23 protein-coding genes are annotated in these 26,503 nt (G+C 64.2%); 7 read left to right on the top strand and 16 right to left on the bottom strand.

Going from position 1 to position 26,503, the window contains the following annotated elements; translation table 11 throughout:
* Positions 1-91: 91 nt before the first annotated feature.
* Positions 92-409: a heavy metal-binding domain-containing protein gene (locus tag OKC29_RS08880; RefSeq protein ID WP_011706400.1), complete on the bottom strand. Its 318-nt coding sequence runs from the start codon at positions 407-409 to the stop codon at positions 92-94.
* Positions 410-845: 436 nt separating this feature from the next.
* On the opposite strand from OKC29_RS08880, the gene OKC29_RS08875 reads away from it, so the two are divergent.
* The 3 genes from OKC29_RS08875 to OKC29_RS08865 are packed head-to-tail and all read left to right on the top strand — an operon-like array spanning position 846 to position 3,914.
* Complete coding sequence (locus tag OKC29_RS08875) at positions 846-1,964, top strand: hypothetical protein (RefSeq protein ID WP_162275711.1); 1,119 nt, start codon at positions 846-848, stop codon at positions 1,962-1,964.
* A 24-nt stretch (positions 1,965-1,988) separates the two neighbouring features.
* Positions 1,989-3,068 (top strand): HBL/NHE enterotoxin family protein, encoded by a 1,080-nt coding sequence (locus OKC29_RS08870; protein WP_073350654.1) that lies wholly within the window; start codon positions 1,989-1,991, stop codon positions 3,066-3,068.
* Positions 3,069-3,113: 45 nt separating this feature from the next.
* Positions 3,114-3,914 carry a hypothetical protein gene (locus OKC29_RS08865; protein WP_073350657.1) on the top strand — a complete coding sequence of 267 codons (801 nt, stop codon included), beginning with the start codon at positions 3,114-3,116 and terminating at the stop codon, positions 3,912-3,914.
* A gap of 105 nt (positions 3,915-4,019) precedes the next feature.
* On the opposite strand, the gene OKC29_RS08860 is transcribed toward OKC29_RS08865, so the two are convergent.
* Together OKC29_RS08860 and ycfP are read right to left on the bottom strand one after the other, a co-directional pair.
* Positions 4,020-5,312, bottom strand: a complete 1,293-nt coding sequence (locus OKC29_RS08860; RefSeq protein WP_011706404.1) for an NAD(P)/FAD-dependent oxidoreductase — start codon at positions 5,310-5,312, stop codon at positions 4,020-4,022.
* A 78-nt stretch (positions 5,313-5,390) separates the two neighbouring features.
* Positions 5,391-5,930, bottom strand: a complete 540-nt coding sequence (gene ycfP / locus OKC29_RS08855) for an alpha/beta hydrolase YcfP (protein ID WP_016351064.1) — start codon at positions 5,928-5,930, stop codon at positions 5,391-5,393.
* A gap of 469 nt (positions 5,931-6,399) precedes the next feature.
* Here ycfP and OKC29_RS08850 point away from each other — a divergent pair, with 469 nt between their 5' ends.
* A complete protein-coding gene (locus tag OKC29_RS08850; RefSeq protein ID WP_042064544.1) occupies positions 6,400-7,815 on the top strand; it encodes a nucleobase:cation symporter-2 family protein in 1,416 nt (471 codons plus the stop codon).
* 52 nt (positions 7,816-7,867) lie between these two features.
* On the opposite strand, the gene OKC29_RS08845 is transcribed toward OKC29_RS08850, so the two are convergent.
* The 3 genes from OKC29_RS08845 to OKC29_RS08835 all read right to left on the bottom strand — a co-directional run bounded on the left by OKC29_RS08845 (position 7,868) and on the right by OKC29_RS08835 (position 12,647).
* Positions 7,868-9,676: a M3 family oligoendopeptidase gene (locus tag OKC29_RS08845; protein ID WP_073350659.1), complete on the bottom strand. Its 1,809-nt coding sequence runs from the start codon at positions 9,674-9,676 to the stop codon at positions 7,868-7,870.
* Between the two features lie 93 nt (positions 9,677-9,769).
* Complete coding sequence (locus tag OKC29_RS08840) at positions 9,770-11,548, bottom strand: M3 family oligoendopeptidase (protein ID WP_073350661.1); 1,779 nt, start codon at positions 11,546-11,548, stop codon at positions 9,770-9,772.
* 181 nt (positions 11,549-11,729) lie between these two features.
* Entirely contained in the window at positions 11,730-12,647 is a 918-nt protein-coding gene (locus OKC29_RS08835) for a DUF808 domain-containing protein (protein ID WP_049047786.1), read from the bottom strand.
* A gap of 258 nt (positions 12,648-12,905) precedes the next feature.
* On the opposite strand from OKC29_RS08835, the gene OKC29_RS08830 reads away from it, so the two are divergent.
* Positions 12,906-13,508, top strand: a complete 603-nt coding sequence (locus OKC29_RS08830; RefSeq protein WP_073350663.1) for a DUF924 family protein — start codon at positions 12,906-12,908, stop codon at positions 13,506-13,508.
* A 64-nt stretch (positions 13,509-13,572) separates the two neighbouring features.
* Here the strand turns inward: OKC29_RS08830 and secF are convergent, their stop codons facing one another.
* The 9 genes from secF to hinT form a co-directional block, all read right to left on the bottom strand.
* Positions 13,573-14,487 carry a protein translocase subunit SecF gene (gene secF / locus OKC29_RS08825; RefSeq protein ID WP_024944906.1) on the bottom strand — a complete coding sequence of 305 codons (915 nt, stop codon included), beginning with the start codon at positions 14,485-14,487 and terminating at the stop codon, positions 13,573-13,575.
* Between the two features lie 112 nt (positions 14,488-14,599).
* Positions 14,600-16,402: a protein translocase subunit SecD gene (secD, locus tag OKC29_RS08820; protein WP_162275712.1), complete on the bottom strand. Its 1,803-nt coding sequence runs from the start codon at positions 16,400-16,402 to the stop codon at positions 14,600-14,602.
* A gap of 147 nt (positions 16,403-16,549) precedes the next feature.
* On the bottom strand, positions 16,550-17,056 hold the full coding sequence (locus OKC29_RS08815; protein ID WP_073350666.1) for a hypothetical protein: 507 nt from the start codon (positions 17,054-17,056) through the stop codon (positions 16,550-16,552).
* Between the two features lie 66 nt (positions 17,057-17,122).
* Positions 17,123-17,980 (bottom strand): DUF6279 family lipoprotein, encoded by an 858-nt coding sequence (locus OKC29_RS08810; protein WP_011706414.1) that lies wholly within the window; start codon positions 17,978-17,980, stop codon positions 17,123-17,125.
* 61 nt (positions 17,981-18,041) lie between these two features.
* Positions 18,042-18,896 (bottom strand): choline kinase family protein, encoded by an 855-nt coding sequence (locus OKC29_RS08805; RefSeq protein ID WP_123785026.1) that lies wholly within the window; start codon positions 18,894-18,896, stop codon positions 18,042-18,044.
* A complete protein-coding gene (lpoB, locus tag OKC29_RS08800; protein ID WP_005302153.1) occupies positions 18,886-19,482 on the bottom strand; it encodes a penicillin-binding protein activator LpoB in 597 nt (198 codons plus the stop codon). The genes OKC29_RS08805 and lpoB overlap by 11 nt, the downstream gene beginning before the upstream one ends.
* The gene (locus tag OKC29_RS08795; protein ID WP_073350667.1) at positions 19,482-19,880 is read right to left on the bottom strand and encodes a YcfL family protein; all 399 of its coding nucleotides are present in this window, start codon (positions 19,878-19,880) and stop codon (positions 19,482-19,484) included. Before OKC29_RS08795 ends, lpoB begins: the two co-directional genes overlap by 1 nt.
* A gap of 83 nt (positions 19,881-19,963) precedes the next feature.
* Positions 19,964-21,385 (bottom strand): COG3014 family protein, encoded by a 1,422-nt coding sequence (locus tag OKC29_RS08790; protein WP_162275713.1) that lies wholly within the window; start codon positions 21,383-21,385, stop codon positions 19,964-19,966.
* Positions 21,385-21,735 (bottom strand): purine nucleoside phosphoramidase, encoded by a 351-nt coding sequence (gene hinT / locus OKC29_RS08785; protein WP_010633658.1) that lies wholly within the window; start codon positions 21,733-21,735, stop codon positions 21,385-21,387. Before hinT ends, OKC29_RS08790 begins: the two co-directional genes overlap by 1 nt.
* A 262-nt stretch (positions 21,736-21,997) precedes the next feature.
* Here hinT and OKC29_RS08780 point away from each other — a divergent pair, with 262 nt between their 5' ends.
* Positions 21,998-23,998 (top strand): methyl-accepting chemotaxis protein, encoded by a 2,001-nt coding sequence (locus tag OKC29_RS08780; protein WP_226031544.1) that lies wholly within the window; start codon positions 21,998-22,000, stop codon positions 23,996-23,998.
* Between the two features lie 76 nt (positions 23,999-24,074).
* On the opposite strand, the gene OKC29_RS08775 is transcribed toward OKC29_RS08780, so the two are convergent.
* The gene (locus OKC29_RS08775) at positions 24,075-24,959 is read right to left on the bottom strand and encodes a 6-carboxytetrahydropterin synthase (protein ID WP_162275715.1); all 885 of its coding nucleotides are present in this window, start codon (positions 24,957-24,959) and stop codon (positions 24,075-24,077) included.
* 79 nt (positions 24,960-25,038) lie between these two features.
* Here OKC29_RS08775 and OKC29_RS08770 point away from each other — a divergent pair, with 79 nt between their 5' ends.
* Complete coding sequence (locus OKC29_RS08770; protein ID WP_073350671.1) at positions 25,039-26,382, top strand: dihydroorotase; 1,344 nt, start codon at positions 25,039-25,041, stop codon at positions 26,380-26,382.
* Positions 26,383-26,503 lie beyond the last annotated feature (121 nt).

Raw genomic sequence — 26,503 nt, 5'->3', positions numbered from 1 at the left:
CGCTGATGGCCAGGGAAGCGGCACCGCCAGCCCCCACAAAAAAGCCGATAACCAGGTTATCGGCCTACATCACAACAGCAGGAACGCAGCCTTAAACCAGCACGGCGGTTCCGCTAATGCTGACCATCAGCATGCTGCCGCTTTGCCCCACCACCTCGTAGTCGATGTCGATGCCGACCACCGCATTGGCGCCCAGCGCTGCGGCGCGCTCCTTGAGCTCGTCGAAGGCGATTTCCCGGGCCCTGGCCAGCTCTTTTTCATAGGCGCCGGAGCGGCCGCCGATGATGTCGCGGATGCCGGCGAACAGATCCTTGAACACGTTGGCGCCAAGAATGGCTTCGCCCACGACGATGCCACGGTACTCGCGAATGGTCTTGCCTTCCAGGGTGGGAGTGGTTGAGAGGATCATCTTGCTTTCCTTGTGGAGTGTACTGGGGAGACAGCCTAAAGCAGCGCAGGAGACCAGGCAAGCAGGCAGACTCGACACGATCAGCCAGACCCTGGCTGACCGTGCCCCATATCCCGGAGCCACAGCCCGATGACAGGCCTGTTTACCGGCAGAAGTTATCGGCAAAAGACAACACCGGGCCGCCGACACGCCCCATGCAGACGCCCCTTTCATTAGCCGATCCAGCTCAAACATCAAGTGACAAAAGTGTCAGTTGTGACCCATTTTGCCTTTCCCTAGGGTGAGTCTGTCCCGGCACCAGCGCGGGGACAGACCCACTTCGTCACGAGGAGAGCAGCATGATGCAGCAGGATACCCGACTACCTCACCCCACCCTCGCACTGGGGACATGTTCCCCCGCCAGCCCGCTCGCCGACACCGCGATGGAGACCATGTCATGACCACGATCGCCACCCTGGATCTGGGGGATCAAGGTCTGCTGGCCGCCTACCTGTCGGCGACCTCACCCGCCCTGCTCAACCAGACCTATGCGAACTTGCTGTTGATGCAGCAGTCCTTGGCCAACAGCGAGATCGACTCCACCCTCGCGGTAAAAATCGAGGCCTACCAGGCCCAGATGATGAATCAGGCACGCTATTACCAGCAGACCAACCTGTCCGGCCTTATCCACCTGCTGAGCAACGGCTCCAACTTCTACGCCCTGGTCGCCGCGTTCAACCGCCTGCTTGGTCAGGAAGACGACGCCGCCGTTCTCGCGGGCGGAGCCCGGCTGGGACAGCAACTGACGTCCCTCGTCGATCAGGCCCAGAGCCACCGGCTCAATGCCCAGGCACTCAATACCCGCGTGCAGGTGGCCTGGGGCTCCCTGCGCCCCCTGATGACCCAGTTCAACGGCGTCATCACCCAGCTCGAGCAGGATCTGATGGCCGACGCCAAGCGTCAGACCGAGATCATTGACGCCCTCAACCAGGCTATCGCCGCCAATATCCAGGCGATCGTCGATGAGGGTGGCAAGGCCGGTGAGGGGGTCAACCAGCTGGGGCGGGCCATCGTCACTTCGCTGACGCTGGAGCAGAAACCGGCCGACAAGGAGGCCAAACCCGCCACGTCGCAGGAGATAGCCAAAGAGACCGATCAGCAGACCCAGTACATGATCTCCGGCCTCGAGGCGCTCTCCTCCGGCATCGCTGGCTCCAGCCAGGCGGCCCGCGAGCTCAAGACCAACACCGACAAGCTGGCCCAGGCCTATCAGGCACTGGCTGCCACCAACACCCTGCTGAGCGTGGCCAAGTCGGTCCAGGCGCAAAACCAGCTGTTTGTCGACACCTACAACCGGGTTGCCGACACCGTCACCCAGTTGCCCGCAGGCTGGCAGAAGGTGGCCGACGCCTACCAAGGGGCCGTGCCCGTGGTCACTGACCTCAACAGCCCCGCCGACATACGCCAGCTGCGGCGCACCGTGGCGCTCAACACCCAGTCCTGGCAGCTGCTCTCGAGCCAGGTTGACGACATCAAGGCAGCCTACGCCGGCAACGGCATCCTGCCCGACGCTTAATCCCACCACGCAAGGACACGCCAAATGACCAACGCAACAACCATCACCATGGACCAGGGTATGGCCAACCAGGCTTCCCAAGCCATGCAGATCCAGACCTACTGCAACAGCGTCAAGCAGCAGGTGCCGGTGGACTTCAGCCAGTTCCCGAACCTCAAGGACAACCAGACCCAGATCAACCAGGGGCTCGATCTGGCGAAGGGGCACGCCGACCTCTATCTCAATACCATCCAGCCGCAGATCATCACCAACATCAGCAACATCTCCAACTACTTTGCCCTGCAAAACGCCATTCCGGCCGTGCTGCCGCCCGGCTCCACCAAGGCACAGTGGCTCAGGCAACTGAGCGTCATCAAGGAGCAGGCCACCGAATATCAGCGGCTCTCCTCCGACACCCGCCTGGTGATCGTCAATCTCAACAACAACCTCATCACCGACTCCAGCAACTTCCAGGGAATCGTGGTGAACCTCAACAGCAAGGTGCAGGGGGATAACGGGGTGCTCGCCCAGCTCAACGGCGACATCGACAAGGTGAACGCGGCCATCGACGGCGCCATCGCCGGCATCGTCGCCGGGGGGCTGCTGGTGATTGGTGGCGCCTTCGTCACCGCCATCGGTGCCGTGGCCGACTTCGTCACCGCCGGCACCTCGACCCCGGTGGTCATCGGCGGGGTCGCCATGATGGTGGCCGGGGCCGGCGGCATCACGGCTGGCGCCATTGTGCTGCACAACTCGCTGGGCGCCCGCCAGGATCTGTACCAGAAACGCAGCAGCCTCAACAGTGAGGTGCTGATCGCCACCCAGATCGGCAACGGCTACAAGGGGCTGCAGGTGCAGGCGCAAAACGCCGTCACCGCCGCCACCCAAATGAGCAACGCCTGGGACTCCCTCACCTCCGATCTGGGCAGCCTGATCACCGACCTGGACAAGGGGATCACCAGCGGCGACGACATCCGTCAGCTCTGGCTGACCGCCGCCGACACCACGGTCAAGACGGTGCTCACCGACGTGACCACCATCAAGGCCCAGATGGCCGGGGTGAGCCCGCTGCAAGTGCCGCAGACCGACACCATCGCCGACTTCGTGGCGCGCCTGGCCGCCTAAACCACGGGAGGGCGGCCTGGCCGCCCTCTTTCATAAGGAGACCCCATGAGCAACGGCATTCTTTCCCAATCCATTGCCAACATGCAGCAGGCCGAAGCGACCATTCAGTCCTTCAGCGGTCTGCCGCAAAACGCCGTCAACATCCAGCAGAACGTCGGTGAGGTGGTCGCGGCCCTGCTGCCCCAGGTGCAAACCATGCAGCAGCAAGTCCTGGCATTTGCTGCCCGCCTGGAGCTGCAACTGACCCAGCAGCTGGCCAATACCGGCCCCTTCAACCCCGATGCGCTCAAGGCGTTCGTCGATCTGGTCCAGCAGGAGATCGCCCCCATCCAGACCCTGACCGCCCAGACCCTGACCGCCAGCCAGACCGCCAACGATCGCATCACACAAGACAACATCGCGTTGCAACGGATCGGCGTGGAGCTGCAAGCCACCATCGCCGGGCTGCAATCCAACCTGGACGGCGCCCGGCAGGAGCTGGACTCCCTCAACAAGAAAAAACTCTACCTGCTGGGGCTGGGATTGCTGGGGCTGCCGGGTCTCATCGCCCTGGCCGTCACCCTGACGCAGACCCAGAACAAGGTGAGCAGCCTGGAGGGACAGGTGAACCAGATTGAGGGGCAGATCCAGCGTCAGCAAGGCTTCCTCGGCCAGACGACGGCCTTCTCCCAGCAGTTCGGCTCCCTCATCGATCGGGTCAGCAAGGTGGGCAACACCATCACCCTGCTCGGCGGTGACATTGCCAACGTCGCCCGCGATGCCGGACAAGGAGATCCGGAGCTGGCGCGGCTGTTCTTCACCGCAGCCCTCACCGAGGTGCGCACCCTGCAGGTGGACGCCTCCTGATACCCCAGCAACAAAAAAGGAGAGGCCAGGGCCTCTCCTTTTTCATAGTGCGCGTTTCATGGTGCGCGGGACCATTGCCGCCCCGCCACGTTTGCCCCAAGCGGCTTAGTGCAGCTTCAGGGTCGGGCGCAGCACCCGGTTGATGCGGCCCACCAGCATGATGAGGCCGGTCTTGACGTAGCCATGAAGGGCGATCTGGTGCATCCGGTAGAGCGAGATGTACACCAGACGGGCGATGTAGCCCTCCACCATCATGGAGCCACGCATCAGGTTGCCCATCAGGCTGCCCACGGTGGAGAAGCGGCTCAAGGATACCAGCGAACCGTGGTCATGGTAGAGGTAGGGCTTGAGCTCGCCACCGTTCATCTTGGCCAGGATGTTCTTGAACGCCTGGGTCGCCATCTGGTGGGCGGACTGGGCGCGCGGCGGCACGAACTTGCCGTCCGGCTGCGGGCAGGCGGCGCAGTCACCGATGACGAAGATGTTCTCGTCGCGGGTGGTCTGCAGGGTCTCTTTCACCACCAGCTGGTTGATGCGGTTGGTCTCAAGACCGGCGATATCCTTCATGAAGTCCGGCGCCTTGATACCGGCTGCCCACACCATCAGGTCCGCTTCAATCAGCTCGCCATCCTTGGTGTGCAGACCCTCGCTGGTCGCTTCGGTGATCATGGTGGCGGTACGCACGTCCACGCCGAGCTTGACCAGCTCCTGGTGGGCGGCGCCGCTGATGCGCTCAGGCAGGGCCGGCAGGATGCGGGGGCCCGCTTCCACCAGGGTCACCTTCAGGCTGTCGGTGGTGAGGTTCTTGAAGCCGTAGGCATAGAGCTGCTCGACCGCGTTGTAGAGCTCGGCAGAGAGCTCGACGCCGGTGGCGCCGCCGCCGACGATGGCAATCTTCACCTTGTCGCCCGGCTGGTATTCGGTGGCGAACTGCAGGAAGCGGTTCATCATGCTGTTGTGGAAACGGTGCGCCTGGGTGGGGCTGTCCAGGAAGATGCAGTGATCCTTGATGCCCTTGGTGTTGAAGTCGTTGGAGACGGAACCGATGGCCATCACCAGGTAGTCGTAGGGCAGCTCGCGCTCGTTGACCACGATGTCGCCGTTATCGTCGACAATCTTCCCCAGCACGATGCGTTTCTCGTCGCGCTTGATGTCGGTCAGGGTACCCAGCTGGAAGTCGAAGCCGTGGTTCTTGGCGTGGGACTGGTAGCTCAGGGCGTCGATGCCCGCGTCCATGGAGCCGGTGGCCACTTCGTGCAGCAGGGGTTTCCACAGGTGGGTACGATTGCGATCAACCAGGGTGATCTTGGCCTTGTTCTTCTTGCCCAGCTTGCGGCCCAGGCTGGTGGCCAGCTCCAGACCGCCGGCACCGCCGCCGACGACAACAATATTGGTCATGGTTAATTACCTCGGTTCCATTAAAGCGAAGGGAGCCATCGGCTCCCTTGATAGTTGAATCCATGACGTGACGATCAATCAGGCTTCTTTGAAAGCCTTCATCTGTTGCAGGTGATGAGAGATGTTCTTGAACTTGTGCGTCTCTCGCTCATCCCACACGATGTTGTAATAATTCTTCAATTCACGCTCAGTTTCGCCATTATCGCGCACTTCATCCTGAACGGAAAGGATGCAGAGGCAATTTCCTGAATTTTTACTACGAAATTCAGACACACATTTGGTACCGATATCCTCGTACTCTTCCGGTCGGTCGATCTTGCCCTGCATGGTGATTTCGGGGTGCAGGTTGGGGTTGAAGATCACCTGCTTGATGCCGCACAGGAAGCCGATGCGCTCGCTCCAGTACCCACCCAGCCCCACCCCGCAGATGAGGGGTTTGGGATCGGTGCTCATGTCGAGCTGCTTCTTCACTTCCTTGAGCAGGTGGCTCATGTCATGACGGGGGTGAACCGTGCTGTAGTGCACGAAACGCACATCATCATCAATAAACTGCAACTGCAGCACTTTCTCGTGATTGCCCGGGCTGGTGGCATCGAAGCCATGCAGATAGATGATCATGGATAAGACCTCAGGATCTGTGTCGGTTTTATCGAAACTACCCCAGCGGCGGGGCCCTGCGCCACCAAAACATCCTACTTTCTTGCTTTGGATCACGCCCTCGGTTACGGATGAAACCAGACGGTGCGCAACCGTCCGCTGCCGGCTATCAATCTGAGAGCCCGACCGACCGAAATGATAACCGGGCTACCAATCTGAAAGCCCGGTCTCATCGACTGGCAAACGATTGTCAGCCATCGGCGCGTGCAAGCGTGATCCCGCCTGCAAAAATACGCATGAACAGGGCCAACAGACACCCATGCCTGCCGGCTGAGCACGGTTCCTGCACTCCCCCTGCAATACCGCGTGAAGGCAACCTTCGCCTGCGCGGCCGGATCCAGGGCGACCCGGACCCCATCCATGAACGGGGCAGCCAGCCTGCCCCATCTTGCCCGGCTCTCGCCGCCGGGTCGCAAGGAGTGATCTGTTCATGAACCAGACCCAGCCCCCCGGGGCGGCCAAGGGCCGCGCCATCGACGAAGTGGAGCGCCTGCTCCCCCCCGGCCAGCTCTTTACCCTCGGCCTGCAGCATGTGCTGGTGATGTATGCCGGCGCCGTGGCAGTGCCGCTGGTCATCGGCGGCAGCCTGGGGCTGCCCAAGGATCAAATCTCCTATCTCATCAGTTCGGATCTCTTCTGCTGCGGCATCGTCACCCTGCTGCAGTGTCTTGGCATCGGCCGCTTCGCCGGGATCCGGCTGCCGGTCATCATGTCGGTCACCTTCGCCGCCGTCATGCCGATGCTGGCCATCGGCGCCAACCCGGCGCTGGGGCTGACCGGCATCTTCGGCGCCACCATCGCCGCCGGCATCCTCTCCACCCTGCTGGTCCCACTCATCGGCCGCTTGATGCCGCTCTTCCCCACCGTGGTGACCGGGGTGGTCATCACCTCCATCGGCATCAGCATCATGCAGGTGGGCATCGACTGGATGGCGGGGGGCAAGGGCAACCCCGAGTACGGCAGCCTGCGCTACATCGGCACCAGCTTTCTGGTGCTGGCCTTCATCCTGCTGGTGACCCGCTTCACCAAGGGCTTTTTCAGCAACATCTCGGTGCTGCTCGGCATCCTGTTCGGCTTCGGGGTGGCCATCGCCATGGGAGAAGTGAGCCTGGACGGACTCGGCGAGGCGGCCTGGTTCGCCCCCATAGTGCCGTTCGCCTTCGGCTGGCCCACCTTCGATCCCATCTCCATCGCCACCCTCACCGTCATCATGCTGATCACCTTCATCGAGTCGATGGGGATGTTTCTGGCGCTCGGCGACATCGTCGGCCACCCGGCCAGCCGGGGCGACATAGTGCGCGGCCTGCGGGTGGACGGCATCGGCACCATCATCGGCGGCATCTTCAACAGCTTCCCCCACACCTCCTTCTCCCAGAACATCGGCCTGGTGAGCGTGACCGGGGTGTCGAGCCGCTGGGTCTGCGTCATGTCGGGAGGGATCCTGCTCGCCTTCGGCCTGGTGCCCAAGATGTCGGTGCTGGTCGCCTCCATTCCCCCCTTCGTGCTGGGGGGCGCCGGTATCGTGATGTTCGGCATGGTGCTGGCCACCGGCATCCGCATCCTGGCCAGGGCCGACTACAACAGCAATCGCCACAACCTCTATATCGTCGCCATCAGCTTAGGGGTCGGCATGATCCCCACCGTATCCGGCCACTTCTTCCAGCACTTCCCCGCCGCCCTGCAACCGCTGTTTCACAGCGGCATCCTGCTGGCCACCCTCAGCTCGGTGCTGCTCAACCTCTTTTTCAACGGCTACCAACCAGACCTGCGCCACCAGCCGAGGCCCCTGCTGGTGGGGCCGGTGCGCCCGCCCGCTCAGCCGCAGCCAGGCAAACCCGCCCCATAAAAAAACCGCCGGGCAGCATGGCTGCCCGGCGGTTTCATTCAGCAAGCCTGCGTTAGCCGCGAGTCTGGGCGAAACGCTCCACCGCCGCTTCCACCAGCGCCAGGCTGCCCTGCCAGAAGGCGCTCTGGCGGATGTCCTGGCCCAGGTGCTTGGCCACCAGATCTTCGGCGCTCATGCGGCCGGTATCGCGCAGCAGGTCGCGATAGGCCTGGGCCACGTTCTGTTCCCCCGCCTTCTGGCGATGCATCAGCTGCTGATAGACGCCGAGGCTGAACAGATAGCCGAACAGGTAGGGGTAGTTGTAAAAACCCAAGCCCGCGATGGAGAAGTGCGCCTTGGCGGCCCAGAACAGGGGGTGATAGCGGCACAGACTCTGCTCATACCAGCGGCCCCAGGCCTCTTCGGTCAGCGCCTTGAGCCGCGCCGGCGAGACATAGCCCGCCGCCCGCTCCGCCACCAGGGCGCGCTCGAAATCGAAGCGGGCCGGGATATTGACCAGGAAGGTGGCGGCGCCGTCGGCTTCCGCCCAGGCGATGGCCTGCTGCTCCTCGGGGGTCTGCGCCTGCTCGAACAGGGCGCTGCGCACCAGGGTCTCGGCGAAGATGGAGGCGGTCTCCGCCAGCGTCATGGGGTAGCTGCGCTGGCTCATGGGCAGATCGCGAATGAGCCAGTTGTGCCAGGCGTGGCCGAGCTCGTGGGCCAGGGTGATGACGTTGTCCATGGTGCCGGCATAGGTGATGAAGACCCGCGGCTCCACCGGCTCGGCAAACTTGGTGCAGTAGGCCCCGGTGCGCCGGTTGGGGGTGGGCGCGGCATCGATCCACCCCTTTTCAGCCATCATGCGGGCAAACTCGCCCATCTCGGGATCAAAACGGGAGAAGGCCTCGGCGGTGATCTCGATGGCCTCCTCGAACGGGATCTCGCGGCTCACCGCGGCCGGCGGCGGGGCAAACAAATCCTCCGGCCCCAGCTCTTCGATGCCGAGGCGCTCGGCCATCAGCCCCAGCGCCCGCTGACCGAGCCCGCGTGCGCGCCAGGTCTCCTGCATCAGGGTATCCAGGGTCGCCCGCTCGATGTGGCTCTGGTGACAGGAGAGATCGAGCGCATCGAGCTGGCGGCTGCGGCCACGCTGGCGCGAAAGCTCAAGCCGCCAGCCGTTGATGGCGTTGAGGATGGCGGCCACCGTCTCCTGCTCCCCCTCCCAGCCGGCGCTGATGGCATCGAACGCTTCCCGGCGCAGGGCGCGCAGCGGGCTGGAGAGCAGGTTGCTCGCCTCGGCCAGCCCCATCTCGCGGCCATCGATCACCAGCCGGATCTTGCCCACCAGATCGTTGTAGAGGTTGCCCCAGGCGTGCAGGCCGTCGGTGCCAAGGCCGATCACCAGCTGCTCCGCCTCCACCGGCAGGCGCTGATCATGCAAGCGGCGCTCGTGACGCAGCCGGTACGCCTCCTCCCCCAGCAGGGAGTCGGCCATCAGCTGCTCGAATTCAGCCTCCGGCAGGGCCAGCATCAGATCCTCGACCGGAGCCAGGGTCTTGAACAGATCGGCATTGAGGGCACGGGCGCGGGAGGCCAGCTGCTTGGCCAGCTCGTCACGGGCATCCTGACTGCCCTGACAGGCCGCCAGCACGGCCAGGTTCCAGCCGATGTTGCGAATGCGCTGGGCCCGCAGCCGCACTTCGCGCAGAAAATCCTGCAGCGCCTGCGCATTGGCCCGCACGGCGCCAAGCCCCTCGAGGAACAGGCCGAGCTCGTCCAGACTGGCGCGCGACAAAGCGAGATCCGCGGCCACCTGCGGGCAGTCGAGGGCGGGATAGATATGCTGGTTTTGCCACTGTTGTGGGTAGATTCGTTGCTGCATCAAATGCTCGTCATCAGGTTGCGGGGCCGAGCCCCTTTGAATGCGCGTGGCGAGCCACAGGCCCAGCCACCAGGATAAAAACCGCCGGGCTGCCTACACCAGCCGCTCGAGGCGGGCGACCGCCTCTTCCACATAATCGAGGCTCTCCTGCCAGAAGGCGGGCTCACGGATATCGACCCCCAGGTGCTTCTCCACCAGCTCTTCTGCGCTCATGCGGCCGGTGTCGCGCAGCAGCTCGCGATAGGCGTGGACGAACTCGCGCCCCGCCCGCGCCTGCTGGGCATAGAGCCCCAGGCTGAACAGGTAGCCAAACAGATAGGGGTAGTTGTAGAACCCGAGCTCGGCGATGGAGAAGTGGCCCTTGCTGGCCCAGAACAGCTCGTCATATTGACTCAGGGTGTCACCATACCACTGCTGCTGCGCCGATTTCATCATCTGCCGCAGCTGGCCGGCCCCCACGTAGCCCTGCTCCCGCGCCGTCACCAGCGCCCGCTCGAAGGTAAAGCGGGCCGGCACGTCGAGCAGCAGGCTGGCGGCGCGCTCCCCGTCCAGCCAGGCGATGGCCCGGCGCTGCTCCATGTTGTCGGTGGCCGCCAGCAGGGCATCGCGCACCAGCGCCTCGGCAAACAGGGAGGCGGTCTCCGCCAGCGTCTTGGGGTAGTCACGCTGCTCCAGCGGCAACTCCCGCAGCAGCCAGCTGTGCCAGGCGTGCCCCAGCTCATGAGCGAGCGTGATGACGTTGTCCAGGGTCCCCTCGAAGGTGAGAAACACCCGCGGCTCGGGCGGATCGGCATACTCGGTGCTGTAGGCACCGCTGCGCCTGTGCTCGCTCGGGGCGGCGTCAATCCAGCCATTGGCCGCCATCATGCGGGCAAAGGCCCCCATCTCGGGGTCAAAGCCGGCGAAGGCGTCTGCCACCAGGGTCAGCGCCTGCTCGAAACTGATCAGGCCGCTCGCCGCAGCCGGCGCCGGGGCATAGAGATCCCAGGGGGCGAAGTCGTTGATCTGCTGGGCGCAGGCCATGGCGCGCAGGGCGCGTCGCCCCAACTCCTTGTGCTCGCCGGCCGCCCTCATCAGGGTCTCCAGGGTCACCCGCTCCAGGTGCCCCTGATGGCAGGAAACGTCGAGCGCATCCCACCTGCGTTCCCTGCCACGCTGGTGGGCCAGCTCGTTGCGCCAGCCGTTGATGGCGTTGAGGATGGCGGCCACCGTCTCCTGCTCCGCCCCCCAGGCAGCCTGAATGGCGTGCCAGGCGGCGGCGCGGCGCGCCCGCTGCGGGTGGGCCAGCAGGTTGTCCGCCTGGGCCAGCCCCATGGGCTGCCCCTCCACCACCGGTCTGAGCCTTCCTACCAGGTTGTCGTAGAGATCCCCCCACCCCTGCAGGCCGTCCACGCTCAGCCCCGCGATCAACTGCTCGCTCTCCAGAGAGAGCCACTGATCCTGCTGGCGCCGGTCGTGACGAATGACGTAGGCGAGCTCGAACAGCTCGGGATCCTGCAGCAGGGCACGCACCTGCTCTTCGGGAGCGCGCACCCAGAACAGGGTCACCGGCTTGCAAAGCTGGGCCAGGCTTGCCTGCAACTGCTGGCCACGGGAGAGCAGCACACGGGCCGCCTCGTCGCGCCCATCCCGGCTGAGCCGGTTGTAGCCGTAGGTCTGGCAGTTCCACTCCAGCCGGCGCACCTCGCGCCAGCAGGCCCTGATGGCCCGAAGCAGATGGCGCAAGGCATTGATGTCGTTGGTCTTGGTGAGTTCATCCAGCAGGGGTGGCAGGCGGTTAAGGGCTTCGCGGGCACGCTGGAAATCGGCGTCGATCGCCGGGCAGTCGGGGGCGGCATAGATGTGATCATCCAGCCAAACGGGTGGTTTCATGACCTTCCTTGTCTGTTTGCGTCCATGTGGGCTGACCCCGCCTCTGTGAGCGGGTGTCTGCCGGATAGTACGAAGGGGGCAGGCCCTTGCCTAGCCCCCATCCGAGGCAACAGACGAGACAGTCTCTGACGGGATGACCCCCACCGCAGGGATATGCCCCACGAGGGTCAGCCCGCTGCCACTATTTGGCGGGCTTGAGCTTGCTCACCAGGGTCATGGCCAGCACCAGCACCAGCCCGGCCACCACACCGGCCACGGCGTTGAGCAGGGTCGGCGTCACCAGCGCGAGGGCGGCGCCGACCGCAGGCAGAGTAGCCACGGCGGTGGCGGCCCCTTCAATCAGGTGATGCACAAAAGGCCAGCCGTGCACCAGGATGCCGCCCCCCACCATGAACATGGCGATGGTGCCGACCAGTGCCAGCAGGTGCATCAGCCGCGGCGCCGTCACCAGCAGCCCCTGCCCCACTGCCCGGCGCAGGGCACTGCCATCGGGCTTTTGCAGCAGGTGCAGGCCGATGTCGTCCAGCTTGACGATGAGCCCCACCAAGCCGTAGACCCCCACCGTCATCAGCAGGGCGATGCCCGCCACCACCGACAGCTGCAGCGCCAGGCTCGCCCCCTGTACCGTGCCAAGGGCGATGACGATGATCTCGGCCGACAGAATAAAGTCGGTGCGAATGGCCCCCTTTATCTTCTGCTGTTCAAACGCCACCAGATCATCGGGAACGGGGGCGGTGTGCGCCTCCCCCTCGCTCGCCTCATGGGGCAGAAACTTGTGGGCCAGCTTCTCGGCCCCCTCGAAGCAGAGGTAGGCGCCCCCCAGCATCAGGAGCGGGGTGATGAGCCAGGGCACCAGGGCACTGATGGCGATGGCGGCAGGCACCAGAATAAGCTTGTTGCGAAACGACCCCTTGGCCACCGCCCACACCACCGGCAGCTCCCGCTCGGCGCGCACCCCGGAGACCTGCTCGGCATTGAGGGCCAGATCGTCCCCCAGCACCCCGGCAGTCTTCTTCGCCGCCATCTTGGTCATCAGCGCCACGTCGTCGAGCACGCTGGCAATATCGTCGAGCAGGGCCAACAAACTGGTTCCGGCCATATCAGAGAATCCTTATGTCAGTAGAAGAGAGCTTCCCGCAGCCCACCGCGCCCTTGTTGGCCACGTCATCAGCGCCACACCATCGAGTACATTGGCCATGTCATCCGACAGGACCAGCCAACCGGTTCCGGCCGAAGGGGGATCCCTATTGCGGGAAAAGATGGCACAGTGTAACGAGAAGCCGCCCGTTCGGCAGCAACCACATCAGGGTCATTTGGCCTTGATTCATCCGGTGCCCGCAGGCCCAAGGAGTATTCCATGCAACCCTGGCAACCGCTGATCGCATTCTGGTTTGGCGAAGAGACCGACGACGTTACCCGCGCCAAACGCCAAGCGCCCCTCTGGTGGGGTAAAAACAGCGACACCGACGCCCTGCTCGCCAGCCGCTTCGGTGACCTGGCCGCCGCAGCCGCCGCCGGCAAGCTCGCCCACTGGGCCGACTCGGCCGAGGGCCGGCTGGCCCTTATCCTGCTGCTGGACCAGCTGCCGCGCAACATCCACCGCGGCACCCCCGCCGCCTTTGCCCAGGATGCCAAGGCGCGGGACCTCTGCCTCAAGGGGCTCTCTCTGGGGGCGGATCTGGCGCTGCCGCCGCTGGGGCGGGTCTTTTTCTACCTGCCGCTGGAGCACGCCGAATCCCGCGAGCAGCAGGCCAGAAGCGTGACCCTATTCGAGGGACTGGCGGCCGAGCAGGCAGACGGCCCGGCGCGGGAGACCTTCGCCGGCTTTGCCGACTTTGCCCGCCGCCATCAGGTGATCGTCGAGCGTTTTGGCCGCTTCCCCCACCGCAACGCCATCCTGGGCCGCCAGGACACGGCCGAGGAGGCCGCCTTCTTGCTGCAACCTGGCTCGGGCTTTTGAGCCTCATTTCAGATGCGCATAAAAAAACGGGCCCGAAGGCCCGTTTTGCATGGGAATGGCGAGGTCATGCCGCCTCCGCCAGCTCCTCTTCTTTTTTCTGGTAAGCCTGCGGCGAGAGGCCCAGCAGCTCCTGCACGGTGGAGGCCACCGTGATGGAGGAGATGGTGCCCACCAGGATGCCGGCGAACAGGGTGAAGGAGAAACCGTAAAGGGCGTCGCCACCAAACAGCAGCAGAGCCCCCACCGTGAACAAGGTGGTGCCCGAGGTGATCATGGTACGGCTGAAGGTGGCCTTGATGGCCACGTCGGAGCAGTCGTGGATCCCCATCTGGGTGCGCGAGCTGAGCAAGTCCCGCAAGCGGTCGGAGATGACGATGCTGTCGTTGAGGGAGTAGCCGATCACCGCCATCAGGCCGGCGATGACGTTGAGATCGAACTCGATGTTGAACAGCGCCAGCAGCCCCAGCGCCACCAGACCGTCGTGCAGCACCGACACCAGGATGCCGATGGCCTGGCGCCACTCGAAGCGCACCGCCAGGTAGGCGGAGATGGCCAGCGAGGCTACCAATACCGCCAGCATCCCCTGCTGGAACAGCTCGGCGCCCACCTGGGGGCCGACGATGGTGGTGCGCAGCAGCTCCACCGGCAGGTTGAGCTGCTGACCCAGCATCACCGCCAGCTCCTCGGCCGCCCAGGGCAGCTCGTGGGGCGGCAGCTTGATCAGCCACTCGCCGGGCACACCGGCGCCGTGCAGCTCGACCACACCCGCCAGGGGGGCCGTCAACAGGGCATTGAGCTCATGGGCCTCCTTCAGGGTCTGGATGCGAAACTCCAGCAGGATGCCGCCGGTGAAGTCGAGACCGAGGGAGAGGCCGTTGATGGCGAGCACCGCGATGCTCGCCACGGTCAGCAGCACGGAGGCCCACAGGCCGATGTAACGCCAGCGGGTCAGCCCCATGGCAATGATCATTCTCAGCATTGTTGTTCCCTCGACAGCAGATGGCTCGGGCTTCCCGCAGGGAAGCGCGTGACGCGGGCGCGGAGCAGGCTCGAACGCGCGGCGCGATGACACAGGTGGTGGTCAGTCATGATCACACCCTCAGCAGCTTGGCGCTGCTCTTGCCCCACAGGGGGTTGATGATGGCACGCGTGCCCCAGATGCCGGTCACCATGCTGGAGATGAGGCCCAGGATCAGGGTGATGGAGAAGCCCTGCAGCGGCCCGGAACCGATGGCATAGAGCACCACGGCACAGATGAGCGTGGTGATGTTGGCATCGAAGATGGTGCGAAACGCCGAGCGGTAACCAAAGTCGATGGCGTTAGCCAACGAACCCCCTTCCCGCAACCGGTCCTTGATCCGCTCAAAAATCAGCACATGGGTATCCACCGCCATGCCGACGGTCAGCACCAGACCGGCGATCCCCGGCAGGGTCAGCACAGCGCCCGGCAGCACCGCCAGCATGCCCACCTGCATCAGCAGGTTGGCGATGAGCGCGGTGATGGCGACCCAGCCGAACTTGCGATACCAGGCCATCATGAACAGCATCATGCCGGCCATGCCGAACGCCAATGCGGTGAAACCCGCTTCGATGTTCTGCAGACCCAGGGTCGGGCCTATGCTGCGCTCTTCCAGGATCTTGAGGGGCGCGGTGAGGGCACCGGCGCGCAGCAGCATGGCCAGCTCCTGGGCTTCCGGCAGGCTGCCGATCCCGGTGATGCGGAACTGGTTGCCAAGGGCAGTCTGGATGGTGGCGACGTTGATCACCTCGCTCCTGGCCCGCAGCTTGCCTTCGGCATTGGTCTTGTACTCGGTAAAGACGGTGGCCATCGGCTTGCCCACATGCTGGCGGCTGAACTGGTTCATCTTGCTACCGCCCAGGCTGTCGAGCACGATGTTGACCTGGGGTTGCCCCATCTCGCCCATGTTGGCGCGGGCATCGACGATGTGCTCGCCGGTCAGCACCGGCTTGCGAGCCAGCCCTACCGCCTGGCCGTTGCGATCTGCCATGAAGAAGCGGCTGTCAGCCTGGGCCTCGTAGAAGGCCAGCGAGGCGGTGGCCCCGATCACCTCTTTCGCCTGCTTGGGATTGTGCACCCCGGGCAGCTCGATGCGGATGCCGTCCTGACCCTGACGCTGTACCGAGGCCTCGACGATGCCGAGCTCGTTGATCCGCTTTTTCAGGATCGACAGGTTCTGGGTCACCGCGTTGTTGGCCAACAGGGTGCGCTCGGCCTCGCTCATCACCAGCCGCAGCTCGTTGCCGCTGCGCTTGAGGGTCCACTGATCCTGCCGGGTGCCGGCGGAATCCTTGATGATGGTGAGCCAGGGCGCCTGATCGGCCACCTCAGGCAAAATCACCCTCACCTCCCCTTCGCTCACCCGGGCCACGTTGGCGCCGCGCAGGCGCGCCTCGCGAAACTGGGTGCGCAGCATGTCCACCAGGTTCTTGGTCTGGTTGTCGACCACAAAGCTCAGATCGACCCCGATCAGCAGCTGGGAGCCGCCGCGCAGATCCAGCCCGAGCTTGATGGGGGCGGCGCCGAGCTGGCTGATCCAGCCCGGAGCGTTGGAGTAGAACTCCAGGGTCAGCGCCGAGCTGTCATAGCCCTGCTGCTCCAGCAGCTGCTTGGCGCGCTGCTGTTCGGCCTGGCTGGCAAACACCAGCTCGACCCGCTCGCCCTGCTGCACCTGTTTGAGTGGCTCGATGCGGTTGTCGGCCAGCAGGGTACGCTGCGCCTCGGTCAGGCTGGTCTGGCCGTGCAGACCGAGGGAAGGCTGCTCACCGAAGAAGGTGGGCAGGGAGTAAAACGCAAAGGTGAACAGCATGAGCAGCAGCAGGGCGTACTGCCACATGTTCATGCGGTTCAAGGTGATACGACTCTTTTTTCTCATGAAATCAGCCTCTGTCAGGAGAAGGCTGCGCACTCGCCACGCAGGCGGCACGCAAGAAAATACGAATGAGATAGTGGCCCGTTCACACGCGGTGAGCAGGCAGCAGGAGGCGATGAGGTGGTGCGAAAGGACCGGACCCCATCGGGATCAGGCGAGGTAACTCTGACAGAAACGGTATTGCAGGTGCTGGCGTTGCAACCGGTGCCGATGGATGGTGGCAAACCGATCGCGGAAACTGTGTTTGCGATAGAAGAGGGCGGCATAGAACAGCAGGCCGCACAGCAGCAGCAGGATCGCCTGCTGGGACCAGCTCATGATCAGCTGGTACACCACGTTGCCGGGCTGATGATCGCTGCGAAGGGAGTGTTCGAGCCGCAGCAGGTGATTCTGGTGGGAGCTGACGAACTTGACGACCCCGTCGTCGCTGTCGCTGGCACTGTGGATCACCGGAGCGCCATCGGTCGGCGCCACCGTATCCCCCATCAGTTGTACCTGCTGGCTCGACTGCTGGGCTGCGGGCAGCTTGAACCCCTCCACCGAGAGGGTAGAGAACAACAGAGCGAGGGTGATGAGCAGGGTCATCAGCGCCAGTTTCACTTTGTCGGTCAGGCTCAAAAAGTTAATTCCCGCATAATAGAAAGGGCAAACTACCACAGGGGCCCCGCCAGAACAAGGGCATGGGGGCCGGCCGGCCCCTGCCCTGCGGCCCCCTTGGCGCCATTATCCCTCCGACATCTGTCTGAAATCGCGGGCATAGCCCTTGAGCAGGCTGTAGAGGTGGGCCCGCTGGGAGATGTCCAGCGACTGGCTGAGATCGCTCAGCCAGTTGACGGTGCGCTGGCGTGACTGATCGGTGTAGCCGGTGAAGCGGCCATCCATCAGGCCGTCCCCCTGTTGCAGCAGGGCGGTGAGCTGAGCGCCGAAGTCCTGGCTCTGGCGCTGCTTCATCAGCCGGTCCAGCTCCTTGGTCCAGGCGGTCTGGAACTCAAGCCAGGGGGCCTGCAGCTCGTACTGCCACTGGGCCCACTGGGCCACCAGCGGGGCCTGGGCCGGTTTCACCTCGCCAATCCAGAACACCAGCCGCTCGTTCATCTTGTCGCGAAACTCCTTGAGCATCTCCTCCCTGGGCTTGTCGGCAAACTCTTTTTCCCGTTCTGCCTGACGGGTGAGCCGGTCCTTCATGAACATGGCCACCTGCGCCTCGGTCAGGGTACGCGCCAGCCGCACCGCCCGCGGCACCGTGTTCTCCAGGGTGCGGGTCAGGCTCTGCTGGGCCGCATCCAGATGGCGGGAGACCTGGGCCGGGGTCATGGGGCTCGCCACCGCCTTGGCCAGCGCATCGAGATCGTCGGCATAACGGGGCACCTCGCGCTGGCGGTGCCAGGCCATCAGCCCCTTCACTTCGTTGTCCAGCAAGCGCTTCTGGCCGCGATCCAGCGAGAAGTAGTCGTCCAGCTGCCAGACGATGGCCACGTCGAGCCAGTAATAGACGACCCGGGTGGAGCAGCCGGCCAGCAGCAGACAGAGCAGCAGCAGACTCCAGCTACTGGGCTTGCGCCAGGAAAAGGTGGTCACCATGCAGGGCTCCAATGTTGATGAAACAGGGTTGACGCAACGGATGATTCATAATGCCTGATTCCTACTCCAGCCGCTGCCGGTTGAGATCGATCAGCGCCTGGTAGTCAGGCCCCGGTTGCTGCTCGGCCATCAGCAGCGCCCACAGCAGCCCTATGTAATCGACCCAGGGCAAAAAGGCCCGGCTCTGAAAGCCGCGTGGGCTGACAGGCCCCCCTGCCCGCTCGCAGTAGGCCTGCTCCAGCGCCTCGCGCTGGGCATCCTCCCAGCCGTGGGTGCGCTGGATGCTGGCCACCTCGAAACCGGGATGCCCGGCGGCACCATACTCCCAGTCGATGACCCAGGGCCGGCTCCCCAACAAATTAGCCGGATTGAGATCATGATGGCAAGGGAGCCAGCAATCGGCAGGCTCGCGGCTGGCCAGCAACCCCCGCTCCAGCGCCGGCAGCCAGGCCGGCACCCGGGCCAGCCGGGCACGATAGCCGGCGCTGTGGGCCCGCACCGCCATCACCACGCTCGGCACCGGCAACCGGTGCAGCCGCGTCAGCACCCCGGCCAGCAGCACTGGCTGCAACGCAGCCGGGGGCGGCGCCGCCAGCCAGTTCGGCTCGTCGCACCAGTCCAGCAGCATCAGGCCAGTGGCAGGATCGCTGTGATGGCAGGGCAAGGCCAGCCCCTGCCCCACGGCCCCCTGATAGAGCTGCCATTCGGTGGCCCGATCGATGCCAAGGCGTACCGGATCGGGGTGGCCCTGGCGCAAAAAGTGACTGCGCCCCGAGGGGAGGCGCAGTCGATAGTTGCAGTTGGTCAGGCCGCTGGCCAATGGCTCCAGCCGGCCCGAGCGCCAGGGTGGCGGCAGGCGGGCCAGCAGGGCCCGCTCGGCGGCCGCCAGAGAGGCCTCGCTCGACTTACCAGCCAAAGGTGGACTTCTTGGCCTGCTTGCGGATCTCTTTCTGGTCTGCCCACAGCAGCTCGCCGTTTTGCAGATCCATCAGGTTCATGGTCATCTGGTAGTAGACATCCTTCACCTTGCCATTGTCCTTGACGATGCTGGCGAGGTTGCCATAGACCATGTAGCGGGCACCGGTCTGCTTGCCAAGGCGCACCATGGAGGCAGGATCCACCATGCCGCTGCTCTGCTGGTATTCGAGCTGCTGCTTGACCGCCGCCACCTTGCTCATGTCGACGAAGCGGAACTTGCCGGCACGCAGCAGCTTGGTACGGATGGTGTCGGTGATGGCCTCGGTGTCGATGTGCTCGGAGGTCTTGTTGCGGATGGAGTCCATGAACATCACCGGACGGCCGCCGGCGGTGATCTCGCTGGTGGCCGGCGACGCCAGCATGGAATCCGCCATCTTGTCGGCGATGGCCTGCAGATCGCTGGAACCGTAATCGACGGTCACCGTCTCGGTTTCGGTCGGATCGCCATAGCTGACGGTGGTGCTGGAGCAGCCGCCCAGCAGCAGGGCGCCGGTCAGGATCAGCAGGGCATGATTCATTTTCATCAGTAGGATTCCTCAATCACTTCGCGTACGTAAATCCGGTAGCCCCGGGCGCCCGGGCTCGGTGCCAGGGCAGACAGGGTGCGGGTCTGATAGCCGTGCAGCTTGAGCGGCGTCCAGCCGCGGCCATCGCTGGCCACCTCCTGCCCCGCCTCATCATACCAATAGAACAGGTATTGCAGCTTGTTGTCGCCGCGCTGGGTGCTGGCCGCCGCCACATTGACCTGCAGCAGGCCGTTCTGTTCGCGCCGGCTGAGCTCGGTCAGGGTGACATTGACGTTTTGATGCTGCTCCGCCACTGGCGCGGCACCCGCCGCCCCATAGAGCGCCACGCCAGAGGTATTGGTGGCGCAGCCTGCCAGCAGCAGAACCAGGCCCAGAGCCAACCCGTATGCTTTCATCTTGCTCTCCTTGATTGGAGTGAGTGGGGCAGCACTGGGAGCTGCCCGGTTAATCGTCTTGCTCATCTCTCTTTGCCGCTTGCTCAGAGCGGCATCACCCGGGTCGTCAACCCGGCGCCGAGGCGCTGCACCCACACCAGGGTGGTGCGTCCCTGATGGATGGTGAGCGGCAATTGCCGCTGCGCTGCCCCCGCGCCCAGAGTGAGGGCCACGTCACCTGCAGGCAGCATCCCCTGCCAGCTCGCAGCCTGCGCCGGCAGCGTCAGCCAGCTGCGGGTGTCAGCCCGCTCCGAGAGGGTATTGAAGATGCCGACCAGAATGTTGCCCACATCGCCCCCCTCCTTGGCCGCGGTGCGCCGCACCTGCTCCTTGGCCACCAGCCGCAGCGCCTGGCGGGTCAGCATACCGGGCAGCCGCTCCTGCAGATCTTTGGCCGCCAGCGCCTCCAGCCTGACCAGCTCGCTGGTCTGCTCGACCCGCTTGCCCACCGATACCGTGAGCGGCCCGGTGTCGCTGGCCCGATTATCGTAATAGGGGATGGCGACGGTAAAGGTGCGAAAATCGCCGCCGGAGGTGGAGATAGGCAGCGGCAGGAACAGCTCGCGCCGTGCCGGGATCAGTCCATCTTCAAACAGCACCACCAGCAGGCCCTGATCCTTGGCCAAGGGCGGCGCCTTGCGGCCCACCTTTTTCTCGGTCTCGCGGATCTCGTCCGCGGCGCCACGCAGCACAGCCAGGCGCAGCAAGGCATCCTGCAGACTGCGGTTGTCCGGCGCTATCTGGTAACCGCGCTGATAGTCGACCCAGGCATCGTTGAGATCGCCGGCCGCCTCATAGAGCACGCCGGAGAAATAGAAGGTGTAGGCGTTCTGAAAACCGTTCTTGACCCGCCCGATCAGCCGGTCGAGCTCGGGGGCGCCGCGCGACATCAGCTGGCGCATCTCCCCTTCGGCCTCGGCCTCTTCGCTCTTTTGCTTTGCCTTGCGCACCTCGTCGGCCCGCCGCTTGAGGGCCTGCTCCTGCACCTGGTTGGCGCGGCGCACCTCCACCAGGGCGCCCTCGGCATCCCCGCGCTGCAGGTAGTTGAGAGCCAGATAGTGGTGCAGCATGGTGCGCTCGTAATCGGGCGCCCGGTAAACCATGGTCTGGTCGTTGGTGAGCAGGCTGCCCGCCTGGGCAAGCCCCTGGCTGACCCGGTACTCGGCCTGATTGTCTTCCCACGCCAGCCGGCTGTCGGCGGCGGCAAAGGCCTGCTTGCTGGCGGCGTCCTGACTCGCCAGCCAAGCGATGCGCCCCTGCTCGAGCCGATCCAGCACATAGGTATCGTCCCCCGGCGTGGAGTCGCGCACCTCGGGCAGCGCCTCGGCGGCATGACCCAGCAACAGCTGGTTGCGCAGCGGCACCATCTGATCGGAATAGGAGACGAACATGTCTTGCCAGTGGGAGGCACAGCCCCCCAGCAGGGAACCGGCCAGCAGCAGGCCGGCCAGAGGAAGGCGCGGCATCACAGGCTGAGCAGGGGTCCCAGCGGCTGGCCACCGACCAGATGCAGGTGGATGTGGTAGACCTCCTGCCCGCCGTGGCGGTTGCAGTTCATGATGAGGCGGTAGCCATCCTCGGCAATGCCCGCCTCGCTGGCCAGCTTGCGGGCCACGGTGAACATCCGGCCCAGCGCCAGCTCGTGATCCGGCTCCACGTCGTTGACGGTGGGGATCAGCACGTTGGGGATGATCAGGATATGGGTCTTGGCCTTGGGCTGGATGTCGCGAAAGGCGGTCACCAGGTCGTCTTGATAAAGGATGTCGGCAGGGATCTCTTTGCGGATGATTTTGCTGAAAATGGTTTCTTGCGCCATGGATAACTCCTTTATATGAAAAAGAAAATTCAATGCCTGTCTCAAGCGGTTCCAACGCCCGTCATCAAGGCCCGGCAAGTGTGACACAAGCCGACATTTGACACAGCCGTTGTCCCATTCTCTTCAGTTATTGTTAAAAATACCGATAGCCGGAAGACGTCTGCCGACGTTGCTCGCCCACAGTGGTAGCAGGGTATCAAATGGACGGGGTATTCAGGCAAGGGACTTTTGCATATACAGCGGGACAATAATGAAACAAACAATGTCAGACCTCTCCATCTTGCAGAGGGTCTATCTTGGCTTTGCCATCCTGGTGGCCGTGATGGCGGCCACCTCGGTACTCACCTTCCGCAGCCAGAGCGAGCTCAATCAGGCGCTGGATCAGGTCACCCGGCAGACCATGCCGCTGGTGATCGCCAGCAGCCAGACCCAGATCAGCCTGCTCAGCGCCAACAAGTGGCTCACCGACGTGCTGACCGAGCAGGATCTCAAGCAGATCCCGACCGAAGTGGCCGAGCTGCAGCAGGCCAAGGCGCTGGTCGACCAGACCCTCGCCACCCTCGCCCGGCAGGCGGCGGAACACCCGGAGCTGCAGGGGGAGCTCGGCGCGCTCAACCAGCTGGTCAAGGACTATCTGCAGCTGACCGACACCCTGCCCACCGAACACCAGGCCCTGCTCACCCGGCTCTACAAGGTGAACCAGGCCAAGGGCCAGTTCCAGGTCAGCCTGCCCCAGTTCAAGAAGAACCTGGGGGACATGATGATCACCATCGACGACAGCTTCATCAAGATGCTCTCCGAGACCCTGACCACCAAGCTCTCCGCCATTGAACTCTCCACCATGGATGCCCTCAACCAGAGCATCCCCGCCCCCATCGAGGCAGCGCTCAAGCGCAACAAGATGCAGATCGAGGGCTTCAACAGCACCATCAAGGATCTGCAGGGGGAGCTCAAGGATTTTGACAACAACATGGGCCACTACGTGCACGGCTTCGTGCGCGACACCACCGCCAGTGATGGCGTGCTGGCCCAGTACCTGGCGCTGATGCAGCAGCAGGAGCGGATGCGCGAGCAGAGCAAGCAGGCCAGCAAGCTCATCGTCAACATCCAGAGCAAGCTCGAGCAGATCACCGCCCAGAGCCAGCAGCTGATGAACAACAGCATCCGCGCCTCCGGCAAGGTGCAGACCCAGAGCACCCTCACCCAGGGGGTGGCACTGGTCATCGCCATCACCATCGCCATCCTGGTGGCCTACACCCTCGGCAAGGCCATTCGCCGTCCGCTCAAGGAGCTGCTGCGGGTGCTGACCGAGGTGACCCAGGGCGACATGACCCAGCGCATCGGTTTTCGCAGCAACAACGAATTCGGCCGGCTCGGCAGCCAGGTCAACCTGCTGATCGAGCAGATGGGCGAAGTGCTGAGCCAGCTCTCCCAGGCGTCGGCCCAGCTCAACAACGCCGCCCACGACAACCGCCACACCACCGAATCGGTGCGGGCGGATCTGGAGAAACAGCGCCAGGAGACCGCCTCGGTCGCCGCCGCCATGACCCAGATGGAGGCCTCGGTGCGCGAGGTGGCCCAGGCCGCCAACCAGACCCTGGAGCGGGTGATGGACGTGGAGAAAGCCTCCGAGACCGGCCGCAAGGTGATGGCCGGCAACATCACCACCACCCACCAGCTGGCGGGCAAGCTGCAGCAGACCGGCAAGGTGATCGGCGACGTGAGTGCCATGAGCGGCCAGATCGGCAACATCCTCGACGTCATTCGCGGCATCGCCGAGCAGACCAACCTGCTGGCCCTCAATGCCGCCATCGAAGCGGCGCGGGCCGGCGAGCAGGGACGCGGCTTTGCGGTGGTGGCCGACGAGGTGCGAAGCCTGGCCGGACGCACCGCCCAGTCCACCAGCGAAATCCAGACCATGATCGAGAACCTGCAGCAGGGGGTCGCCAAGGCGGTCACCGTGATGCAGGAGTGCTCGCGCGAGATGGACAGCTGCATGGATCAGAGCTCCCACGCCAACAACGCCATGGAGGAGGTACAGGGCATAGTGGTGCTCATCAGCGACATGTCGAGCCAGATCGCCTCCGCCGCCGAGCAGCAACAGGCCACCAGTGCCGACATCGCCACCAACCTCAACCGCATCTCCGACATCTCGGATCTCAACTATCAGGGCATAGAGCGGGTGGCCGAGACCAGCCAGCAGCTCGACTCGCTGGCCGAGCAGCAGGAGAGCCTGGTCAAGCGCTTTAGGCTCAGCGCCTGACGCACACGCCAGCCCCGGCAACGACAAGGCCCCGCAGATGCGGGGCCTTGTTTTTTTACTGGCAAGCGGCGCGGGATCAGGCGTAGGCGATGGCGCCCTTGCCCACCCCTTCATAGGCGACAATCTTGATGAACTTGTCGCCCACGCTCTTCTTCACCTCGCGGGCGATGTAGTGGGCCAGCAGCTCGATGGTGGTGTCGGTGTCGATCATCTCCACCTCCGCCGCCGGCATGGCCAGCTGGAACAGCCCTTGCGGCGCCACATACTTGAAGCCGACGTAGTGTTCGCCAGCCTCTTGCAGGATGGCCTTGGCCTGCTCGCTCAACGCGAGATCGCCGAGGGCCACCCGATCCTCGTCGGTCCCCAGATAGATGTCGGCCCAGCGCTCGGCCCAGTTGAGCTCAAGCTCCTGGTCGCGCTCGCCGTCCACGTGGATCTCGATGGGAGAGCGGTGGCCGTGGGCGATGCGCTGGCAGTTGCCGTCATGCTTCTTGAGGCCGTGGCTGTAGTGGTAGAAGGCGCCGTCGATAGCCTCCTGGCGCAGGGTCAGCGACAGATCCTTGATGTTCCCCGGCAGCCGCTTGGCCAGCACCGCCAGCAGATAGCGGGTGACGGACTCCTTGTCCACCTGGGGGGCCGGAATGAAGGCAAAGCCCTGGCTCGGGCAGCGCAGGTGAATGGAGCGGCCCGGCCGCAGCAGATCGACGGTGCGCTCGTCACCGTCCAGCTGGGCCACCTGCACCAGGGGGCACTCGGTCGGCACCAGCAGCTTGTGATCCACCTCGTCGTCGATGATCGACTTGATCAGTTTCTTGACCCGGCCGAAGTCCAGCAACATGCTCATCTCGTTGAGCTCGCCGCTCATTTCGATGTCCACCAGCCAGCTCTCCCCCACCATACCGCGGCGTTCGCACAGGTAGCTGGAGTCGATCACGGTCAAATCTTTTACAAATAACTTCATCAGTCAGGCCTTGCTACAGAGAAAGGGCGGTTTGCGCTATTATGACCCGCGATTATCGGCAAAGGAACTGGAACCCCCCATGAACAAATTGCTTATCAAGAATGCCACCCTGGTCAACGAAGGCCGCATCTATGCCTCCGACGTGCTGATCGAGGGGGAACGGATCGCCCGCATCGCCCCGGATATCCAAGCCCCCGATGCAGTGGTGATCGATGCCGCGGGCCGTCACCTCATCCCCGGAATGATCGATGATCAGGTCCACTTCCGGGAGCCAGGGCTGACCCACAAGGGGACCATCGCCAGTGAATCCCGGGCCGCCGTGGCCGGTGGCACCACCAGCTTCATGGAAATGCCCAACGTCAATCCCCAGACCACCACCCTCGATGCCCTCGAAGCCAAATACCAGATAGCCGCCAACTCCTCCGCCGCCAACTACAGCTTCTACCTCGGCGCCACCAACGACAACCTGGAAGAGATCAAGAAGCTCGATCCCAAACAGTCCTGCGGCATCAAGATCTTCATGGGCGCCTCTACCGGCAACATGCTGGTGGACAATCAGGAGACCCTGGCCGCCATCTTCCGCGAGAGCCCGGTGATGATCGTCACCCACTGCGAGGACACCCCCACCATCAAGGAGCTGGAAGACGAAGCCCGCGCCAAGTGGGGCGAGGATGTGCCGATGCGCGAGCACGGCCGCATCCGCAGCGCCGACGCCTGCTACAAATCCTCCAGCCTGGCGGTCTCCCTGGCCAAGCAGTACGGCGCCAAGCTGCACGTGCTGCACCTGACCACCGCCAAGGAGCTGTCGCTCTTCACCGCCACCCCGGACCTGAAGGATCTCAAGGACAAGAACATCACCGCCGAGGTGTGCGTTCACCATCTGTTCTTCAACGAGGCGGACTACGACACCCTGGGCAGCCAGATCAAGTGCAACCCGGCGGTGAAGAGCGCCGCCGACCAGCACGCCCTGCTGGATGCGGTGCGCAATGACGTGCTCGACATCATCGCCACCGACCACGCCCCCCACACCTGGGAAGAGAAGCAGAACAGCTACTTCAAGGCGCCGTCCGGCGTGCCGCTGGTGCAGCACTCCCTGCTGGCCCTGCTGGAGCTCTACCACAACGGGGTATTCTCGCTGGAGACCATCGTCAAGAAGACCTCCCACGCGGTGGCCGAGCGCTTCCAGGTGCAGGATCGCGGCTACATCCGCGAGGGTTACTTCGCCGACCTGGTGCTGCTGGATCTGGGCAAGCCCTACGTGGTCAACGACAGCAACCTGCTCTATCTGTGCGGCTGGTCGCCCTTCAATGGCTACCGTTTCCACAGCACGGTGGAGATGACCCTGGTCAACGGCCAGATCGCCTGGCAAAACGGCCAGGTCACCAACGAGGTGCTGGGCAAGCGGCTCACCTTCACCCGCTGATCCCTCTTCTATGTGCGCCGTCACCACAGCGCCATCACAGGCCGCCACCCGGGCGGCCTGTCTTTTTGCAGCCGCTCACGGCCCCGCAATGAGCGGTTTTTCGGCGATTGGCGGCACTTTA

Source organism: Aeromonas sp. QDB34, from assembly GCF_027705405.1.
Lineage (GTDB): Bacteria > Pseudomonadota > Gammaproteobacteria > Enterobacterales > Aeromonadaceae > Aeromonas > Aeromonas hydrophila.
Note: the sequence above shows the minus strand (reverse complement) of the source record. Positions and strands in the feature narration are given on the sequence as shown.

Bases quoted from the DNA above. Each gene is read 5' to 3' on its own strand.
- OKC29_RS08880 (WP_011706400.1), bottom strand. From the start codon at position 409: ATGATCCTCTCAACCACTCCCACCCTGGAAGGCAAGACCATTCGCGAG.
- OKC29_RS08875 (WP_162275711.1), top strand. From the start codon at position 846: ATGACCACGATCGCCACCCTGGATCTGGGGGATCAAGGTCTGCTGGCC.
- OKC29_RS08870 (WP_073350654.1), top strand. From the start codon at position 1,989: ATGACCAACGCAACAACCATCACCATGGACCAGGGTATGGCCAACCAG.
- OKC29_RS08865 (WP_073350657.1), top strand. From the start codon at position 3,114: ATGAGCAACGGCATTCTTTCCCAATCCATTGCCAACATGCAGCAGGCC.
- OKC29_RS08860 (WP_011706404.1), bottom strand. From the start codon at position 5,312: ATGACCAATATTGTTGTCGTCGGCGGCGGTGCCGGCGGTCTGGAGCTG.
- ycfP (WP_016351064.1), bottom strand. From the start codon at position 5,930: ATGATCATCTATCTGCATGGCTTCGATGCCACCAGCCCGGGCAATCAC.
- OKC29_RS08850 (WP_042064544.1), top strand. From the start codon at position 6,400: ATGAACCAGACCCAGCCCCCCGGGGCGGCCAAGGGCCGCGCCATCGAC.
- OKC29_RS08845 (WP_073350659.1), bottom strand. From the start codon at position 9,676: ATGCAGCAACGAATCTACCCACAACAGTGGCAAAACCAGCATATCTAT.
- OKC29_RS08840 (WP_073350661.1), bottom strand. From the start codon at position 11,548: ATGAAACCACCCGTTTGGCTGGATGATCACATCTATGCCGCCCCCGAC.
- OKC29_RS08835 (WP_049047786.1), bottom strand. From the start codon at position 12,647: ATGGCCGGAACCAGTTTGTTGGCCCTGCTCGACGATATTGCCAGCGTG.
- OKC29_RS08830 (WP_073350663.1), top strand. From the start codon at position 12,906: ATGCAACCCTGGCAACCGCTGATCGCATTCTGGTTTGGCGAAGAGACC.
- secF (WP_024944906.1), bottom strand. From the start codon at position 14,487: ATGCTGAGAATGATCATTGCCATGGGGCTGACCCGCTGGCGTTACATC.
- secD (WP_162275712.1), bottom strand. From the start codon at position 16,402: ATGAGAAAAAAGAGTCGTATCACCTTGAACCGCATGAACATGTGGCAG.
- OKC29_RS08810 (WP_011706414.1), bottom strand. From the start codon at position 17,980: ATGGTGACCACCTTTTCCTGGCGCAAGCCCAGTAGCTGGAGTCTGCTG.
- lpoB (WP_005302153.1), bottom strand. From the start codon at position 19,482: ATGAAAATGAATCATGCCCTGCTGATCCTGACCGGCGCCCTGCTGCTG.
- OKC29_RS08795 (WP_073350667.1), bottom strand. From the start codon at position 19,880: ATGAAAGCATACGGGTTGGCTCTGGGCCTGGTTCTGCTGCTGGCAGGC.
- OKC29_RS08790 (WP_162275713.1), bottom strand. From the start codon at position 21,385: ATGCCGCGCCTTCCTCTGGCCGGCCTGCTGCTGGCCGGTTCCCTGCTG.
- hinT (WP_010633658.1), bottom strand. From the start codon at position 21,735: ATGGCGCAAGAAACCATTTTCAGCAAAATCATCCGCAAAGAGATCCCT.
- OKC29_RS08780 (WP_226031544.1), top strand. From the start codon at position 21,998: ATGTCAGACCTCTCCATCTTGCAGAGGGTCTATCTTGGCTTTGCCATC.
- OKC29_RS08775 (WP_162275715.1), bottom strand. From the start codon at position 24,959: ATGAAGTTATTTGTAAAAGATTTGACCGTGATCGACTCCAGCTACCTG.
- OKC29_RS08770 (WP_073350671.1), top strand. From the start codon at position 25,039: ATGAACAAATTGCTTATCAAGAATGCCACCCTGGTCAACGAAGGCCGC.